Below are 16,817 nucleotides of genomic sequence, written 5' to 3' on the forward strand. Positions count from 1 at the left end.
CGTCCGTCAGGGGTTCGGCTTGACGGCGAGGACGGAGGCGATCCGAGTCTTGATCTGTTCGGCCAGCAGCTTGGCGAGGCGGATCTCGGCGTCGCGGGCGGCACGCAGCGAGGCGAAGCGCTGGATCGATCGGTCGTAGGTCGCGGTGCCGGTCGCGACGCCCTCGGTGAGGATGCGGCGCCCGTCCAAGCTCTCCAGAGAAAACTTCACGGTACCGACGATGGTACCAGCCTCCGCCCGCGCGGTGGTCGAGGAGACGATCGGCGTCTGCACCTGCTCGGACCCCTGCATCTTCAGGCGGTAGCGCTTCGGCACGGCGGGCTGGCCGGAACCGTCGAGATCGAAGATCAGCTCGCTGCGCAGGTAGTGCCCGAGGCGTTCCTGATCCTGGGCCATGTTCACGTCGTCGACTTGGATCGCGGCGAGCAGCCCCTGCATCGACTCGCCCGAAGCCGTCGGCCCATAGAGCGGACGGAAGCAGGCACCGAGATTCAGCGCGAGGCCGGCGGCGAGCGCGAGCCGCGCGATTCGAACCCCCAGCCCCTTCGTCGCCACGCCCATCACCCGCCTCAAGGCTGTTCACCGCCGCGTTACGCCGATCCGCCAGAGACCGCAGTCTTCGAAAACCGGACCGGCACACGGCTCCGCTTGTACGGCAGGCACCGCGCCCGGTCACCCTGCCAGACCCGTGCTTTACGAATGCTGTGCGGCGAGACGATGATCGGTTGTCCGATTCGGGACGTCGCATCGGGACGTCCCGAATGCCGAGAGGAGGGCGAGCGAAGGCGGATGCCCGTCGCTTGTGGAACCGGGGAGCGATCCCCACCTTGATCTGACCCCTGAACCTGTTCCGAACCAACGCCTTGACGGCGATCGGACGAGCGTCGTAGAACAGAACAAATGGCGAACAAACGAGCCCTGTCCTGGTCGGTCGCGCTCCGCGATCTGAAGGACGACCGATCCCGGAGAGCGGACGTGCGCGAGGAGCGTCTCCGAACCATGGCGGGCCTACGGGGTGCCGCCCCTGCCTTGAGCGCGTGGCGCGGGCGTTCGGGCCGCCGCTACGTCGTCGGCGTCCACGAACTGGCCGAGCCCGACTTCGCCGAGGTCGACGAGGCGGTGGTGATCGCCGTGCGGCGCGACGATGCCGGCATCGCCCAGGCCGTCTCGATCGCCGCGTCCGGCAAGGGACCGCGCGAGCGCCTGCACCGAAACTGGCTCGCCCGCGCCCGCCAGCAGGGCGCGACGGAGATGCACGTCCACCGCCTCGCCGAAGGCGAGGAGAAGCGGCGCGCCGTCGTGGCCGACCTCGCCGTCGATGGGGAACAGGCGAGCGCCTGACGTCCCTTACGGGCCGCCTCGCCGGCTCACCTCTCAGGTCGCGTCTTCAAGTCTCGCCGCTCTCAGGCCCGTGATGGCCGGGCCAGGGCGGGCACTTGCCTTGCGTCGCCCCTCTCTCCAAACACGGGGCGTCCGGCCGGTCCTGCCGGACCGCGCAGGAACGAGGCCGATGGTGCAGACACCCGAACCGATCCCTGGCGGACCGCTGCCGCGGCGGCGCAGGCGGATCGGCCTGTTTCTTCCCTACATCCTGCTCGCCACCGTCGCCGTCGCCTGGACCACCGCCTGGTTCTTCATCCGCGGCAAGGCCGAGAGCGAGATGGATGCCTGGCTCGCCCGCGAGGCCCAGGCCGGCCGCCAGTGGACCTGCGCCGACCGCTCGATCACCGGTTTTCCCTTCCGCCTCGAGCTGCGCTGCGCCTCCGTGCGCTTCGCCCGCTCCGACGGCAGCTTCACCCTCGGGCCGACCACCGCCGTAGTGCAGGTCTACGATCCGCGCCACGTCGTGCTCGAGGTCGCCGGCCCCTTCCATGTCGAGCAGGGCGACCTGACCGGCGACGTGACCTGGAAGTCCCTGGAAGCGAGCTTCCACGCCGCCTCGAACGGCTTCAGCCGCGCCTCCCTCGTCGTCGACGCTCCGCAGGGCACGGTCCAATCGCCCGATCCGGGCCCGGTGGATTTCGCCGCCCAGCACCTCGAACTCCACGCCCGGCCGACGCCCGGCCGCTTCGAGAGTGACGGCGCCGTCGATGTCAGCCTGCGTCTCGCCAAGGCCGCCGTTCCGCGCCTCGACGCGCTCGCCGGCAGCAGCGACCCCGCCGATATCGACCTCGACACGACCATCGAGCGGGCGACGGTGCTTCGCACCGGCACCGTGGCGCGGGAATTGGAGAAGTGGCGCCAGGCCGACGGCCGCCTCGACGTGACCCGGCTGTCGATTGCCAAGGGCGAGCGCCGCCTCCAGGCCAAGGGCGAAGTCGGCCTCGACGAGGCGCACCGCCCCGAAGGACGCTTCGATATCCGCGCGATCGGGCTCGAAGCCCTGGTCGGGCAAGTGATGGGGCAGCGCTTCGGCTCGGACAAGGGCGCGCTGATCGGCAACCTCGTCGGCCAGTTCCTCGGCGGCCTGCGCAAGCGCGAGGATGCCTCCGGTGAGGCGCAGGCGGCGGGCAATCCCAACGGCCTCAAGCCCTTGCCGACGCTCCGCCTCAACGACGGGCGCCTGATGCTCGGCCCGCTCCCCGTGCCGAACGTGGTGCTGCCGGCCCTGTACTGAGGCCCGGTTTCAAGCCAGCGGCGCTCTGCGTGCGCCATCGGAGCCTCATCGACAAGGGCCGCCGGCTGTCGCGAGAGGCGGTGCGCCATGGGGCGAGAGCCTCGCACCGCCCGCGGCGTCAACGAAGCGATCCCGCCCTTTCGGGCCTATCCCAGATCGGTCGGAACTTCGGATCGGCTCCCACCTACCAGGGGCGCGGCGCCCCGAAGAGCTTGCGCTGGACGAAGCGTCCGGCGGCCTCGACGCGCGGCCGGTGCAGGTGGCGCAGCCGCCAGAGACGATGCTCCCGCGGCGCGACGGGCCGCGCCAGTTCCGGCACGGCGGCGGCCCGCGCCCGCAGCCGCAGGGACTCGGCCGGCGCGACGCCTTCCAGGTGGGCCAGGAGGTGGCGCATCTCCTCAAGGGTCGGCCCGATCCAGCTCTGCGTCCGGAAGCACGGCTCGGCCTCCGTGCCCTGCCCTTTCGCGGAGACCGGCGGGGCGGGGAGGGGATAGTGGTTGAGCCGGATCTCGCCCTGCCGCACGCCGAGAACGGCGTCGGGCCGGCGCGGGTCCGGCTCCGCGGGGCTGAAATCGCTCATCAGCCGCTCGCCCTGCACCAGGGGCGCCAGATTCCCGTCGGTGATCGCAGCGACGGCGCCCTGCCGATAGATTGCCGTGACGCGGCGATTTTCCTCGCGCTCCGGATCCGCGAGGGCGCGGGGGAATCGGCGCAGCACGAGCCCTGCGGACGTCCCGACCGGCTCCGATGTATCGAAGACCCGCCGATTGACCACCACCGCGCCGGCATGCGGCGGGATGCGGGCGATCCAGTCCTGGATCGAGCGGCCGGGCGCCGGCACCAGGAACTCGTCGAGCCCGAGAAAGGCGGCGAAGCGGAACAGCCGCGCCCGCGAGGCGAGGAAATGGTTATAGGCGGCGAAGCGCGGCGCGAGGTCGATACGCGTCGGGCAGGGCAGGGTGGTGACGCCGATCGTCTCGTGCGCCCTCAGGAGCGCGGCGGCCTCGCTGTCGAGGCCGTTATCGTAGATCACGAAGTGGCGCACGCCGACCGCCCGGTGGAAGGCGAGCCACTCGAACAGGTCGGGCGCCGCGCCCTCGACGACGGCAACGATGGCGAATGTCCGCATCTCGGGCGCTCTCTCGTTCAGCTCTGCTTGCAGCTCTGCGGGTCCGCCGGCGCCGTGGCGTTGCGGGCGCGGCCGAAATCCGGCTCGGCCGTCTCCTGGCCCATGGCGACGATGCCGCGGCGGATCGCGCGGGTGCGGGTGAACAGGTCGTGCAGGGCCTCGCCGTCGCCCCAGCGGATCGCCCGCGACAGGGCCGACAGATCCTCGTTGAAGCGCCCGAGCATCTCCAGCACCGCGTCGCGGTTGGTCAGGAAGATGTCGCGCCACATGGTCGGGTCGGAGGCGGCGATGCGGGTGAAGTCGCGAAAGCCGCCGGCGGAGAACTTGATGACCTCCGACTGCGTGACCTCCTCGAGGTCGGCGGCCGTGCCGACGATGTTGTAGGCGATCAGGTGCGGCACGTGGCTGGTGATGGCGAGCACGAGATCGTGGTGCTCAGGCGTCATGGTCTCGACGATGGCCCCCAGCCCCTGCCATAGGGCCTGCACCCGCTCGACCGCCGCCGGGTCGGTCCCGTCCGGCGGCGTGAGGATGCACCAGCGGTTCGAGAACAGGGTGGCGAAGCCCGAATCCGGCCCCGAATACTCGGTGCCCGCCACCGGATGCGCCGGCACGAACGGATTGTTCGCCGACAGATGCGGTGCGACGGCCGCCACCACGGCGGCCTTCACGGAGCCGACGTCGGAGACGACGGCACCGGGCTTCAGGTGCGGCGCGATCTGCGCCGCCACCTCGCCGATCGCCCCCACCGGCACGCAGAGGATGACGAGGTCGGCCCCGGCGGCGGCCGACGCCTCGGTGCTCGCCGCGTCGGCCAGCCCCAGCGCCCTGACCCGCTCGATCACACCCGCATCGCGGTCGATCGCCACGATCTCGCGGGCGAGCCCGTAGGTGCGGGCGCCGCGGGCGATCGAGGAGCCGATCAGGCCCAGGCCGACGATGGCGAGGCGATCCACGCCCTGCGTCACGACCGCGGCACCCCGAGGAAGTCGGTCAGTGCATCCACGAAGGCACGGTTGGCCTCCGCACTGCCGACGGTCACCCGCAAGGCGTTGGGCAGGCCGTAGGACGACACTCGGCGCACGATCACGCCGGCGCGCGTCAGATGCGCATCGGCCTCCGCCGCCGTGCGGCCGGGCTTGTCCGAAAAGTGGACGAGCAGGAAGTTGCCGACGCTCGGCGTCACGGCGAGGCCCAGCGCCTCGACCGCGTGGGTAAGCCAGGCGAGCCATTCGTCGTTATGGGCGACCGCCGCCGCGACATGGCCCTCGTCGGCGATCGCCGCCGACCCGGCCGCGATGGCGCCGGCCGAGACGTTGAACGGCCCGCGGATGCGGTTGACCGCATCGACCACGGCCTCGGATCCCACCATCCAGCCGATGCGCTGCGCCGCCAGCCCGTGGATCTTCGAGAAGGTGCGCGTCATGACGACGTTGGGTGCGTCGAGCGCCAGTTCGAGGCCGGCGGTGTAGTCGTTGGCGCGCACGTACTCGGCATAGGCCCCGTCGAGCACGAGCAGCACGTTGCCGGGCAGGCCGGCATGCAGGCGGCGGACCCCCTCGAACGGCAGGTAGGTGCCGGTCGGGTTGTTGGGGTTGGCGAGGTAGACGATCCGGGTGCGCGGCGTGACGGCGGCGAGGATCGCGTCGACATCCGCCGTGAGGTTCGTCTCGGGCGCTACCACCGGCGTACCGCCCGCGGTCAGGATCGCGATGCGGTAGACGAGGAAGCCGTGCTCGCAGAAGATTCCCTCGTCGCCGGGGCCGACGAAGGCCAGCGCCAGCAAGGTCAGCAACTCGTCCGAGCCCGCGCCGCAGACGATGCGGGCGGGGTCGAGCCCGTAGCGGGCGCCGATCGCCGCGCGCAGGCGGGTCGCGCTGCCGTCGGGGTAGAGGGCGAGCGTCGCGGCCTCCGCGCGCACGGCCTCGATCGCCCGCGGGCTCGGGCCGAGCGGCGTCTCGTTGGACGAGAGCTTGTGGATCTTCGCCACGCCCGGCGCGGCGCTCTTGCCGGGCACGTAGGCCTCGATGGCAAGGACGCCGGGACGCGGCTGAGGGCGCAGGGGGGATCGGGGCGCGGGGTCGGTTGCGGACATGGGCCAGGGTCAGCGGAAGAGTCGAACGGGTCTCGCCCGTCCCTCTACAGCATTTCGCGGGAACGGGGAGCCGCCGACTTCGCTGCAGGCCGACGCGGCGCGGTCGGGCCGGCGAAGGGGTGAGCGCAGGGGCGGGTGGCGTCCGGCACGATGATCCGCACCTCATCCCGCGCAGCGCCCCGCCCGTCGTGCCCTGAGCCCACCGATCTGTCGGACCGCTAGGGCTGTGCCGGCTTGCCTGCGGGCGCGGCGGGCGTGTCGTCGGAGCCCGGCGGCAGCAGGACGTTCTTCACCACGTTCCCCTCGGGCCCGTACTCGCCGGCCACCGCGAGGCAGGCCTGCTCGCGATTGAGGTTCATCTGGTTGGACATCAGCGTGAAGATGCCCATCACCCGGTTGCCGAAGGGTCCGCGCGGGCTGACGTCCTCGGGCCGCGTGTTCTGCTTGGCGAGCAGCGTCTCGAATTCCGCGGTGTTGAGCCGGTAGCCGCAGACGTTGACCGCCGAGAAGATGTAGGCGGCGAATTCCAGCGCCCGTGGGCTCGGCGCGTTGCGAATCGACCGCGGCGGCGCGGCCTCCTTGGACGGCTCCTGCGGCGCGGGCTGTGCGGGCGCCGGGGCGGTGTCCTGCGCGGCGGCCGGCAGGGCGAGGCCGCCGATGAGGAGGGCGGCGAGAATCGGTCGGATGGTCATGGCGGCGGGCGTTCCTCGAGCGAGCGGATTCTCATGATCCGCTTAAGCAAGCCCGAGATAGCTCGACCGCCGGCTGCCTCCAAGCTGATGCAGGGCCCGCGGACGGGCCCTGCGGCGACTCACCACTTGTAGCTCACGCTCGCCAGCACGCGGCGGGCCTCGCCGTAGAAGCACTCGTTGGCCGAGATGCAGGAGGAGACGAAGCGGCGGTCGCCGATGTTGGTGGCGTTGATCGCCGCGCGCCAATTGTCCCAGGTGTAGTGGATCTGCGCGTCGAACAGCACGTATTCCGGCACCGTCAGCGTGTTGGCGACGTCGGCGAAGGAGCGTCCCACGTAGCGGACACCGCCACCGAAGCCGAAGCCGCGCCACTCGCCGGTCGGAATGGTGTAGTCGGCGAAGACCGAGGCCAGCACCTCCGGGATGCGGGTCGGCGTGCGCCCGACCTGATCGGCGTTCCCCTTGATGGTCTGCAGGTCGTAGGCGGTGAAGGCGCCGACGAGGTTCAGCCCCTCGGCGAGGTTGGCCACCGCCTGCACCTCGACGCCGCGGGAGCGCACCTCGCCGAGCGGCGCGCTGAAGAACGTGCCCGGAATTGGCTGCAGGACGTTCTGGCGCACGAGATCGAACGCCGCTGCCGTCAGGAAGAAGCCGTAGCCGACGGGCTCGAACTTGACGCCGACCTCGACCTGCTCGCCGTATTCCGGAGCGTAGCTCCGACCGTTGGCGTCCGAGCCGATCTGCGGCTGGAACGAGGTCGAGTAGCTGACATAGGGGGCGAGCCCCTCGGGGAAGTTGTAGATCAGGGCGGCGCGTCCGCTGAAGGCCTCGTCGCTGCGGCGGCTGCTATTGGCCGGGCTGAGCCTGTCCCTCACCACGTTGTCGGCGAAGTCCTGGCGGCCGCCGAGAACGAGGGTCAGACGGTCGGTGAGCTTGATCTGGTCCTGAACGTAGATGCCGAGCTGCTGGAAGGTGTCGGAATTGACGAGATAGGGCGCGGGCCGACCGAGGATCTGGCCGTAGATCGGGTTGATGATGCTCAGCGGCGTCACGGTGTAGTTGGCCGCGAAGTTGGTGCCCTGGTTGTCGTGCAGATCGTAGCGCTTGTAGTCGAGGCCGATCAGGAGGTCGTGGGCGAAGTAGCCGTCGAAGAAGCGGGCCTCGGCCTGGTTGTCGACCTGGAAGATCCCGACCTTCGAGCTCGTCAGGAACTGGTAGCGGGCCAGTTGGGTCTGCGCCGCATCGGCGTAGCCGGTCTGGTTGAGATAGGAGTTCTGGAAGGCGTCGCTGAACGAGTAGCGGAGGTTCTGCCGGAAGGTCCAGGTCTCGTTGAAGGCGTGCTCGAACTCGTAGCCCGCAAAGGCTTGCTCGCGCTGGAAGGTGTTGATGGCCGGATCGCCGACATTGAGCGAGCGGGGGATGCGAAGCCCGCTCAGGTTCGGCCGCGCGGTGCCGAGATAGGGCAGGAAGTTCGCCGTGACCGCGGTCGAGTCGCGCTGGTAGCTCGTCAGGATGGTGAGCGAGGTGCCGGCATCGGGGCGGTAGGTCAGGGCCGGCGCGATGTAGGCGCGGTCATCGGGGGCTCCCTCGACCTGGGTGCCGCCCTGCCGCCCGAAACCGGTCAGACGGTAGAACCAGTGCCCGGAATCATCGGCGGGGCCGCCGATGTCGAAGGCGCCGTAGACCTGTCCGAACGAGCCGCCGCCGACTTCGACATAGCCGAAGGGCTGGGTCGTCGGCCGCTTGGTGATCTGGTTGATGATGCCGCCGGGATTTCCGGCGCCGAACAGCACGGCCGCGGGGCCGCGCAGCACCTCGATCCGCTCCAGGCCGAAGGTCTCGACCTTGAAGGTCCCGAAGCCGTAATTCAGCACCTGAAGGCCGTCGCGGTAGATGCCGTAATCGCTGGCGATGAAGCCGCGCAGGGTGAAGTAATCCACGCGGGTATCGGCGCCGAACGTGCCCGAATAGACGCCGGCCGTGTACTGCGTCGCCTGGGTGAGCGTCTGCGCCTTCTGCGCGTCGATCTGCTCGCGCCCGACTACGGTGATCGATTGCGGCGTCTCGATCAGCGGCGTGTTGGTCTTGGTCGCGGTCGCCGAACGGGTGGCGACGTAGCCCTGGACGGGGCCGCGCGGATCCTCGGGCGCGGCGCGACCGTCCGGACCGCGCTGGGCGGCCTGGCCCGCGCCGCTGGCGCCGGCGCCGCGGCCGCTGCCCTCGACCGACAGTTCTTCCAGCCGCGCGGTCGCCTGCTGCGCCGCGGCGCCCGCGGTGAGCGCGAACAGTGAGGCGCCTGCCAGCGCCATCGTCCGCAGGGCGCGGACGCCGACGAGAGTGCGAACCGACCCCATTCCCGTGACCCCATCTGTCCAGGCCAGCCGCCGGCCGCCGCAGCAACGTGCGGATCGAGACCGGCCGGCTGTTTGGAATTATGCTAAACTGTTGTTGTTGCTGGCTTTTCGAAGGCTCAGCCGTACGGGACCCCGTACGAGGCCGCAAGACAGTCGCGCGCAAATCACTGCCCTGTAGCGTGTCAGCCACAGAACTTCGCGCAACTCTTCATTGTTGCCTTGAGAAGAAATCCCGCCCTGCGCTCCCGGCGCCGGGATCGGCGCCGGATACTAGACGGTGACTTGCGTACCCACTTCGACGACGCGGCCGGTCGGGATCTGGAAGAAGTCCGTGGCGTCGTTGGCGTTCTTGGCCAGCGTGATGAAGATCCGGTCCTGCCACAGCGGCATGCCGGAATGCGCCGCCGGACGGATCGAGCGGCGCGACAGGAAGAACGAGGTCGACATGATGTCGAACTTGAAGCCCTCGCGCTTGAGCAGGGTCAGGGTGCGCGGAATGTTGGGCGTCTCCATGAAGCCGAAGCGCATCACCACGCGGTAGAAGCCGAAGCCGACCGGTTCGATGCGGACCCGCTCCGCTTGCGTCGCGCGGGGCCGGTCCATGGTCTCGACGGTGAGCACCACGTTCTTCTCGTGGATCACCTTGTTGTGCTTCATGTTGTGCAGGAGCGCGGCGGGCGCGATCTCGGGATCGCTGGTGAGGAACACCGCCGTGCCCTTCACCCGCTGGTAGGAGGTGCTCTTCTCCAGCATGCCGACGAGTTCGATCAGCGGCACGTCGGTCTTGCGGGTCTTGTTGAACAGGATCGTGACACCCCGCACCCAGGTCCACATCATCAGCATCAGGCCGCCGGCCAGCATCAGCGGCACGTAGCCGCCCTCGTGCAGCTTCAGGAGGTTCGAGAGCAGGAACAGGAACTCAAGCACGATGAAGGGCATGATCACCGCCGCCGCGACGAGCGGGGAGAGCCGCACCACCTTCCACAGCACCACGTAGGCCATGGAGGCGGTGAGCAGCATCGTCCCCGTCACGGCGATGCCGTAGGCCGAGGCGAGCGCCGAGGAGGAGCGGAAGGTGACGGCCAGGATCACCACGCCGAGGCCGAGCAGCGTGTTGATCTGCGGCAGGTAGATCTGCCCCGAATGCGCCTCGGAGGTGTGGCGGATCTCCATGCGCGGCAGCATGCCGAGCTGGATCGCCTGCCGCGACAGGGAGAAGGCCCCGGTGATGACCGCCTGGCTCGCGGTCACGGTGGCGAGGGTGGCCAGCAGCACCATGGGGATCAGCCCCCATTCCGGCACGAGTTGGTAGAACGGGTCCGTGGTCTCGGGCTTGGCGAGCACGAGGGCGGTCTGGCCGAGATAGTTCAGGACGAGGCAAGGCGCGACGAGGCCGAGCCACGCCACCTGGATCGGGCGGCGTCCGAAATGGCCGAGATCGGCGAACAGGGCCTCCGCCCCGGTCACCGCCAGGAACACCGCGCCGAGCGCCACCAGCGCGCCGGTGCCGTGGCCGAGGAGGTAATGCACCGCGTACCAGGGATTGAAGGCGGCCAGCACGCCGGGATTTCCGGCGATATGGGGCAGGGCGGCGGCGGCCATCGCCAGGAACCACACCACCATGGCTGGGCCGAAGAAGGTCGCGACCCGCGCCGTGCCGTGGCTCTGGACCGCGAACAGGCCGAGGATGATCACCACCGTGATCGGCAGGACGTAGTCGTCGAAGGCCGGCGTGACGAGCTTCAGGCCCTCCACCGCCGAGAGCACCGAGATCGCCGGAGTGATGACGGAATCGCCGTAGAACAGCGAGGCGCCGAGCAGGCCGAGCATGAACACGACCTTGGAGCCGCCGAGCGCGTGGCGGGCCTGGGCCATCAGCGAGAGGATGCCGCCCTCGCCGTTGTTGTCCATGCGCAGCAGGATCGCGACGTACTTGATCGTCACGATCAGGAGCAGCGCCCAGATGATGAGCGAGGCGGTGCCGATCACCTCCTCGGCGAGCAGGATGCCGTCGGCGCGCGAAGGCGCCAGGGCCTCGCGGAAGGCGTAGAGCGGGCTCGTGCCGATATCGCCGTAGACGACGCCGACGGAGCCGATGGTGAGCGCCCAGAAGCCGGCCTTGGCATGCCCCTCGGCCGCCGCGTCGGTGGGATCGTGCGCACCCGCCGAGGCCGCGATCGGCCCTCCCTCGCCGGGGGCCGGGCGGTCCGGGGCGGAAGCCGCCGGCGGGGCCGCAGCCGTCGAACGCTCGGCACCCGAACGCTCGGCGCCGGAATGCTCACCGCTTGGACCGGTGCCACTCGGGCTCGCGCCGCTTGGGCTCACGCCGCTTGGGCTGACAGGCTGGGTCATCGGGCAGGCTTGCCTGGGCTCGTGCGTCGTCCGACCGGATGTGGCGGAGGCGCATGAAGGAAATGCGTCGGTGGTGCGGATCGATCACGCCGGAACAGGCACCGTGCCGCGCGGGAGCGGTCAGCCCGAGGCGGGGCGGGGCAGGTTCGGATCGCGGAGAGCGGACCGGACATCACGGCGGCCGGGACGGAGGGACGCGCGCCGGAGCGGGCGACCCGTCCCGAAACGGAAAGACGGCCGCCCCATCCACCCGCGCGGGCGATGAAGGCGGCCGTCTCACCGAAAGAACTCACTCGGCGGCGTCGCGCTTGCCCTGGCCGAAGCGTCGCTCGATGTAGTCGATCACGATCGCCTCGAAGTCCTTGGCGAGGGTCGCGCCGCGCAGCGTCATCGCCTTCTTGCCGTCGATGAAGACCGGGGCGCTCGGGCTCTCGCCGGTGCCGGGCAGCGAGATGCCGATATCGGCGTGCTTCGACTCGCCCGGTCCGTTGACGATGCAGCCCATCACCGCGACGTTGAGCCCCTCGACGCCGGGATAGGTCTTCTTCCACTCCGGCATGGAGGTGGAGATCCAGTTCTGGATGTCGCGGGCCAGCTCCTGGAACGTCGTCGAGGTCGTGCGCCCGCAGCCCGGGCAGGCGGCGACCAGGGGCACGAAGGTGCGGAAGCCCATGGTCTGCAGGAGTTCCTGGGCCGCCTTCACCTCCACCGTCCGGTCGCCGCCGGGCTCCGGCGTCAGCGAGTAGCGGATCGTGTCGCCGATGCCCTCCTGCAGCAGCACGCCGATGGCGGCGGAGGCCGCGACGATGCCCTTCGAGCCCATGCCGGCCTCGGTCAGGCCGAGATGGATCGCGTAGTCGGAGCGGCGCGCCACCTCGCGGTAGACCGCGATGAGGTCCTGCACCGCCGAGACCTTGGCCGAGAGGATGATGCGGTCCTTCGGCAGGCCGAGCGAGACCGCCCGGTCGGCCGAGGTCAGGGCCGACTGCACCATCGCCTCGCGCATCACCGCGCGGGCGTCGATCGGGTTGGGCGAGCGGGCGTTCTCGTCCATCAGGTGGGTCAGCAGCTCGCCGTCGAGCGAGCCCCAGTTCGCGCCGATGCGCACGGTCTTGCCGTACTTGATCGCCTGCTCGACGATGGTCGAGAACTGCGTGTCCTTCTTCTCCTTGAAGCCGACATTGCCCGGGTTGATCCGGTACTTGGCGAGCGCCTCGGCGCAGGCCGGATGGTCGGACAGGAGCTTGTGGCCGATATAGTGGAAGTCACCCACCAGCGGCACGTGCACGCCGATGCGGTCGAGCCGCTCGCGGATCTTCGGCACGGCCGCCGCCGCCTCGTCGCGGTCGACGGTGATGCGCACCAACTCCGAGCCAGCGCGGGCGAGCTGGGCCACCTGGGCCACCGTGCCGTCGATGTCGGCCGTGTCGGTGTTGGTCATCGACTGGACGACGATCGGAGCGCCGCCGCCGACGGTGACGGCGCCCTCGCCCTCGCCGATCTGCACGCCGACGGTGCGGTGACGCGGCGCGGGCCCTGCGATCTCCGGCCCCTTCATGCCGGGGCTCCGGGAGTCGAGCGGGTTTGCCAGGGCGTCGGGAGCTTCCATGACTTCCATCGTGCCTTCGCGGGTCAAACTGTCGTCCGCGCGTGCCGGCCTCGGGCGTCCCGCAGGCGCGGAACGATCCTATCCGAATCCGGCGCGATCCGCGACCTGCCGCCGCGCCCGCGCGAACGGATGCGCAGCGCGCCTCGATACAAGGCCGCTTCCATGTCGCATCCCGAGCGGGATGTCGAGCGTGTGCCGTGCGGATGCAAGGATGTCGACGCAGCCATCCGCGTTATCTCCTATGGCATCGTCGCCGCGCGAGGCAAAGAACCGCACAAGTTTTTTATCGCGATGCACCATCTAGGGGTGCAGCGCAACAACCGTGCGAGGCACGATGGACAGCCCCCTCTCCGATCCCGCCGCCGAAAGGCAGCCAGCCGAGACCAATCCAGCTGAGACGCCGCACGACGACGCCCATAATCCGGCGACCGCCGTGCCCAGACCGATCACGGATTCGATCGCGGATACGACGCGGGTCGGAAGCGGCTTCCGGGGCTTGGCCGGACCGCGGGCCGAGAAGGCGGTCTCCCTTGCCCTCCAGGGCGGCGGCTCGCACGGCGCCTTCACCTGGGGCGTGCTCGACGCGCTGATCGAGGACGGACGCATCGCCTTCGAGGCGGTGACGGGCGCGAGCGCGGGGGCGATGAACGCCGTCGTCCTCGTGGACGGCTGGCTCGCGGGCGGCCCGGACGGGGCGCGGGCGGCGCTCGCGAAGTTCTGGCGCGAGGCGAGCCTGGATGCCGACCTGAAGCCCGCGCAGCAGAGCTGGATCGACGGCCTGTTCCATGTCTGGAAGGGCAATCCCTTCATCGAGGCGTGGCTGAAGGTGCTCAATCCCGGCCCCTACACGGCCAATCCGCTCAACATCAATCCGCTGCGCGAAGCGCTGGAGCGCACGGTCGATTTCGACCGCCTGCGCGCGGCCGAGACCGCCAACGTGTTCGTCTCCGCCACCAATGTCTGGACCGGCAAGCTCGCCGTGTTCGAGCGCGAGCGCCTCACCGCCGATCACCTCATGGCCTCGGCCTGCCTTCCCACCGTGTTCCAGGCGGTCGAGATCGAGGGCGTGCCCTACTGGGACGGCGGCTATCTCGGCAATCCGGCCCTCTATCCCCTGCACGGGGCGAGCACTCGCGACATCCTACTGGTGCAGATCAACCCGGTCGAGCGCCGCGAGACGCCGCGCTCGCCCCGGGACATCCAGAACCGGCTCAACGAAATCACCTTCAACGCCAATCTGATGCGGGAATTGCGGGCCATCGACTTCGTGCACGGCCTGATCGAAGAGGGCGGACACGAGGTTCCGGGCCTGGAGCGGGTCTTCCTCCACCGCATCGACGGCACCGACGAGCTCGACGACTACGCCGCCTCCACGCGTCTCGATGCCCGCTGGCGCGTCATCGAGCGCCTGCGCGACCGGGGCCGCAACGCGGCGAAGGCGTGGCTCGACACGGGTTACGCCGAGGTCGGCCTGCGCTGCTCGCTCGATCTGAAGAAGGCCTATCAGTAGCGGCTCGAGGCTGTCTCAAGGCTCTGCACGGGAGACGGCCGAACAAGAAGCGTCATTCCGGGGCCGCGTGGCGGAAGCCGGAATTAATGCCCGGCCTCGACAGGATGCCCTGGCACCCCATCACGGGTGGATTCCGGGTTCGCCTGCGGCGCCCCGGAATCACGAGAGAGGCGGATTGCATCCGGCCGAACCCGTGGATCTGCCCTCGAGAAACCCTCTTGCGCCAAATTCGCTACGCACATAAAGATATCTTTATGTCTAGCGAGAGCAGCCCCAGGCAAAGTCTCGATCCCGCCCCGGTGCCCTTCGCCGAAGCGCTCGCCGTGCTGCGGGCGGCGGCAGAAGAGTCGCGGCTGCGCATCCTCGCCCTGCTCGCCGAGGGCGAGCTCTCGGTCTCCGACCTCACCGACATCCTCGGTCAATCGCAGCCGCGCATCTCGCGCCACCTCAAGCTTCTCGTCGAATCCGGTCTGATCGAACGCCATCGCGAGGGTGCCTGGGCCTTCTTCCGCCTGCGTGAAGCGGCGATCGGTTTCGTCGAGCCGCTGATCGCGGCGCTCGACCACGCTGCCCCGCCGCTCTCGGAGGATCGCGCCCGGCTCGAATCGGTCCGGGCCCAGCGCGCCGAGGCCGCCCAGGCCTTCTTCGCCCGGCTCGCTCCCAAATGGGACGGGCTGCGCTCCCTGCACGTGCCGGAGGCCACGGTCGAGGCGGCGGTGCTCGACGCGCTGGGCGACCGGCCGATCCGCCACGTGGTCGATCTCGGCACCGGCACCGGCAAGATGCTCGGCCTGCTGGCGCCGCTCGCGGCCCGTGCCACCGGGCTCGATTCGAGCCACGCTATGCTCTCGGTCGCCCGCGCGAATCTCGAACGGATCGGCCTGTCGCGGGTCGATCTGCGCCAGGGCGACCTGCACGCGCCGCCCTTCGGCCGCGGCGGCTTCGATCTCGTGGTGCTGCACCAAGTGCTGCACTACCTCGACGACCCGGCCCGGGCGCTCCGGGAGGCGGCACGCCTCGTCGCGCCGGGGGGCCGCCTTCTGGTCGTCGATTTTGCGCCGCACAATCTGGAACAACTGCGCGAGAGCCAGGCTCATCGCCGTCTCGGCTTTGCTGCCGATCAGGTCGCGGGCTGGCTCGTCCAGGCCGGCCTTTCCGACGTCGAGAGCCGCGATCTGGCCCCCGAGGACGGCACCGAACTGCCTCTCACCGTCACGCTCTGGCTGGCGCACGACGCCTCCGCCGGCTTCGGGACGGCCGAATCCGAACGCGCCGTGGCCTGAGCCGCGGCACCGCACGACAACATGACTTCAAGAAGGGGACGACAGATGCCCAGCGCTTCCCGGCACCGCGCCAGCCGCGACGGCTTCCGCCCGATCCGCGTCTCGATCGAGTTCTTCCCGCCCAAGACCGAGGAGATGGAAAAGATCCTCTGGTCGTCGATCGAGCGCCTCGCGCCGCTGCAGCCGAAATTCGTCTCCGTGACCTACGGCGCGGGCGGATCCACCCGCGAGCGCACCCACAACACCGTGGCGCGCATGGTACGCGAGACCAGCCTCAAGCCCGCCGCCCACCTCACCTGCGTGAACGCGACGCGCGAGGAGATCGACGCGGTGGTGCAGTCCTACTGGGATGCGGGCGTGCGCCACATCGTGGCCCTGCGCGGCGACCCGGCGGAGGGCGTCGGCCACAGCTACCGGCCCCATCCCGGCGGCTACGCCCAGACCTCCGACCTCGTGGCCGGCATCAAGCGGATCGGCGACTTCAAGGTCTCGGTCTCGGCCTATCCGGAAAAGCATCCGGAGGCCGCCTCGCTCGATGCCGACATCGACGCGCTGAAGGCCAAGGTCGATGCCGGGGCCGATCAGGCGATCACCCAGTTCTTCTTCGATAACGAGATCTACCTGCGCTACCTCGACAAGGTGCGCGCGGCCGGCATCGACATTCCCATCATCCCGGGCATCCTGCCGGTACAGAACTTCAAGCAGGCGGCCAACTTCGCCCGGCGCACTGGCGCCTCGGTGCCCTACTGGCTCGCCGCCCGGTTCGAGGGTCTCGACAACGACGTCGAGACCCGCCGCCTCGTCGCGGCGGCGGTGGCCGCCGAGCAGGTGCTCGACCTCGTCGACGAGGGCGTGGAGGATTTCCACTTCTACTCGATGAACCGCTCGGATCTCGTCTACGCGATCTGCCATCTGCTCGGCCTGCGCTCGCAGGCCCCGGCCAAGCCGGCGGCGAAGGCGGCGTAAGGCACCTCGCGCTGCGTGGCGAAGCGAAGGCCATCCGAGGCAATCCGGCCACAGGCTGCGCCAACCAAGCGGGCTGGATGGCTTCGCCCACGCCCGCGATGACGGCACGAGGCCAAAACGAGGTATCGAGGCGTCGCCTCGAATCGCACACCCGACAGACAGAGCCCAAACCGCCTCCGGTCATCGGCACCGCGGCTTCTGGGATCACTG

Annotated in this window: 13 protein-coding genes; 5 read left to right on the forward strand and 8 right to left on the reverse strand. The window is 69.8% G+C overall.

Annotated elements, in window-relative coordinates; all coding sequences use genetic code 11:
* Window positions 1-6 precede the first annotated feature (6 nt).
* Window positions 7-561: an LPS assembly lipoprotein LptE gene (lptE, locus tag HNR01_RS13645; RefSeq protein WP_017485119.1), complete on the reverse strand. Its 555-nt coding sequence runs from the start codon at window positions 559-561 to the stop codon at window positions 7-9.
* 339 nt (window positions 562-900) lie between these two features.
* On the opposite strand from lptE, the gene HNR01_RS13650 reads away from it, so the two are divergent.
* Both HNR01_RS13650 and HNR01_RS13655 read left to right on the forward strand, forming a co-directional pair.
* A complete protein-coding gene (locus tag HNR01_RS13650; protein ID WP_246417503.1) occupies window positions 901-1,341 on the forward strand; it encodes a hypothetical protein in 441 nt (146 codons plus the stop codon).
* A 169-nt stretch (window positions 1,342-1,510) separates the two neighbouring features.
* Window positions 1,511-2,617 (forward strand): DUF2125 domain-containing protein, encoded by a 1,107-nt coding sequence (locus HNR01_RS13655; protein ID WP_183668072.1) that lies wholly within the window; start codon window positions 1,511-1,513, stop codon window positions 2,615-2,617.
* A gap of 184 nt (window positions 2,618-2,801) precedes the next feature.
* Here HNR01_RS13655 and HNR01_RS13660 read toward each other — a convergent pair whose 3' ends face one another.
* The 7 genes from HNR01_RS13660 to ispG all read right to left on the reverse strand — a co-directional run bounded on the left by HNR01_RS13660 (window position 2,802) and on the right by ispG (window position 12,857).
* A complete protein-coding gene (locus HNR01_RS13660; RefSeq protein WP_183668073.1) occupies window positions 2,802-3,746 on the reverse strand; it encodes a glycosyltransferase family 2 protein in 945 nt (314 codons plus the stop codon).
* A gap of 17 nt (window positions 3,747-3,763) precedes the next feature.
* Window positions 3,764-4,714, reverse strand: coding sequence for a prephenate/arogenate dehydrogenase family protein (locus tag HNR01_RS13665; RefSeq protein WP_183668074.1), 951 nt, complete (start codon window positions 4,712-4,714; stop codon window positions 3,764-3,766).
* A complete protein-coding gene (gene hisC, locus HNR01_RS13670) occupies window positions 4,711-5,841 on the reverse strand; it encodes a histidinol-phosphate transaminase (protein ID WP_183668075.1) in 1,131 nt (376 codons plus the stop codon). Before hisC ends, HNR01_RS13665 begins: the two co-directional genes overlap by 4 nt.
* Window positions 5,842-6,059: 218 nt before the next feature.
* Window positions 6,060-6,533: a hypothetical protein gene (locus tag HNR01_RS13675; RefSeq protein WP_183668076.1), complete on the reverse strand. Its 474-nt coding sequence runs from the start codon at window positions 6,531-6,533 to the stop codon at window positions 6,060-6,062.
* Between the two features lie 119 nt (window positions 6,534-6,652).
* Window positions 6,653-8,887, reverse strand: a complete 2,235-nt coding sequence (locus HNR01_RS13680; RefSeq protein WP_183668077.1) for a TonB-dependent siderophore receptor — start codon at window positions 8,885-8,887, stop codon at window positions 6,653-6,655.
* A 270-nt stretch (window positions 8,888-9,157) separates the two neighbouring features.
* Window positions 9,158-11,239: a potassium transporter Kup gene (locus tag HNR01_RS13685; RefSeq protein WP_183668078.1), complete on the reverse strand. Its 2,082-nt coding sequence runs from the start codon at window positions 11,237-11,239 to the stop codon at window positions 9,158-9,160.
* A 289-nt stretch (window positions 11,240-11,528) separates the two neighbouring features.
* Window positions 11,529-12,857: a flavodoxin-dependent (E)-4-hydroxy-3-methylbut-2-enyl-diphosphate synthase gene (ispG, locus tag HNR01_RS13690; protein WP_026105618.1), complete on the reverse strand. Its 1,329-nt coding sequence runs from the start codon at window positions 12,855-12,857 to the stop codon at window positions 11,529-11,531.
* Window positions 12,858-13,182: 325 nt separating this feature from the next.
* Here ispG and HNR01_RS13695 point away from each other — a divergent pair, with 325 nt between their 5' ends.
* The 3 genes from HNR01_RS13695 (at window position 13,183) to metF (ending at window position 16,607) form a co-directional block, all read left to right on the forward strand.
* The gene (locus tag HNR01_RS13695; RefSeq protein ID WP_183668079.1) at window positions 13,183-14,358 is read left to right on the forward strand and encodes a patatin-like phospholipase family protein; all 1,176 of its coding nucleotides are present in this window, start codon (window positions 13,183-13,185) and stop codon (window positions 14,356-14,358) included.
* 254 nt (window positions 14,359-14,612) lie between these two features.
* Window positions 14,613-15,641 (forward strand): ArsR/SmtB family transcription factor, encoded by a 1,029-nt coding sequence (locus HNR01_RS13700; protein ID WP_026105617.1) that lies wholly within the window; start codon window positions 14,613-14,615, stop codon window positions 15,639-15,641.
* Window positions 15,642-15,686: 45 nt separating this feature from the next.
* On the forward strand, window positions 15,687-16,607 hold the full coding sequence (metF, locus tag HNR01_RS13705) for a methylenetetrahydrofolate reductase [NAD(P)H] (RefSeq protein ID WP_017485107.1): 921 nt from the start codon (window positions 15,687-15,689) through the stop codon (window positions 16,605-16,607).
* The last annotated feature ends 210 nt before the right edge of the window (window positions 16,608-16,817 follow it).

It is taken from the genome of Methylorubrum rhodesianum, assembly GCF_014199985.1.
GTDB lineage: Bacteria > Pseudomonadota > Alphaproteobacteria > Rhizobiales > Beijerinckiaceae > Methylobacterium > Methylobacterium rhodesianum.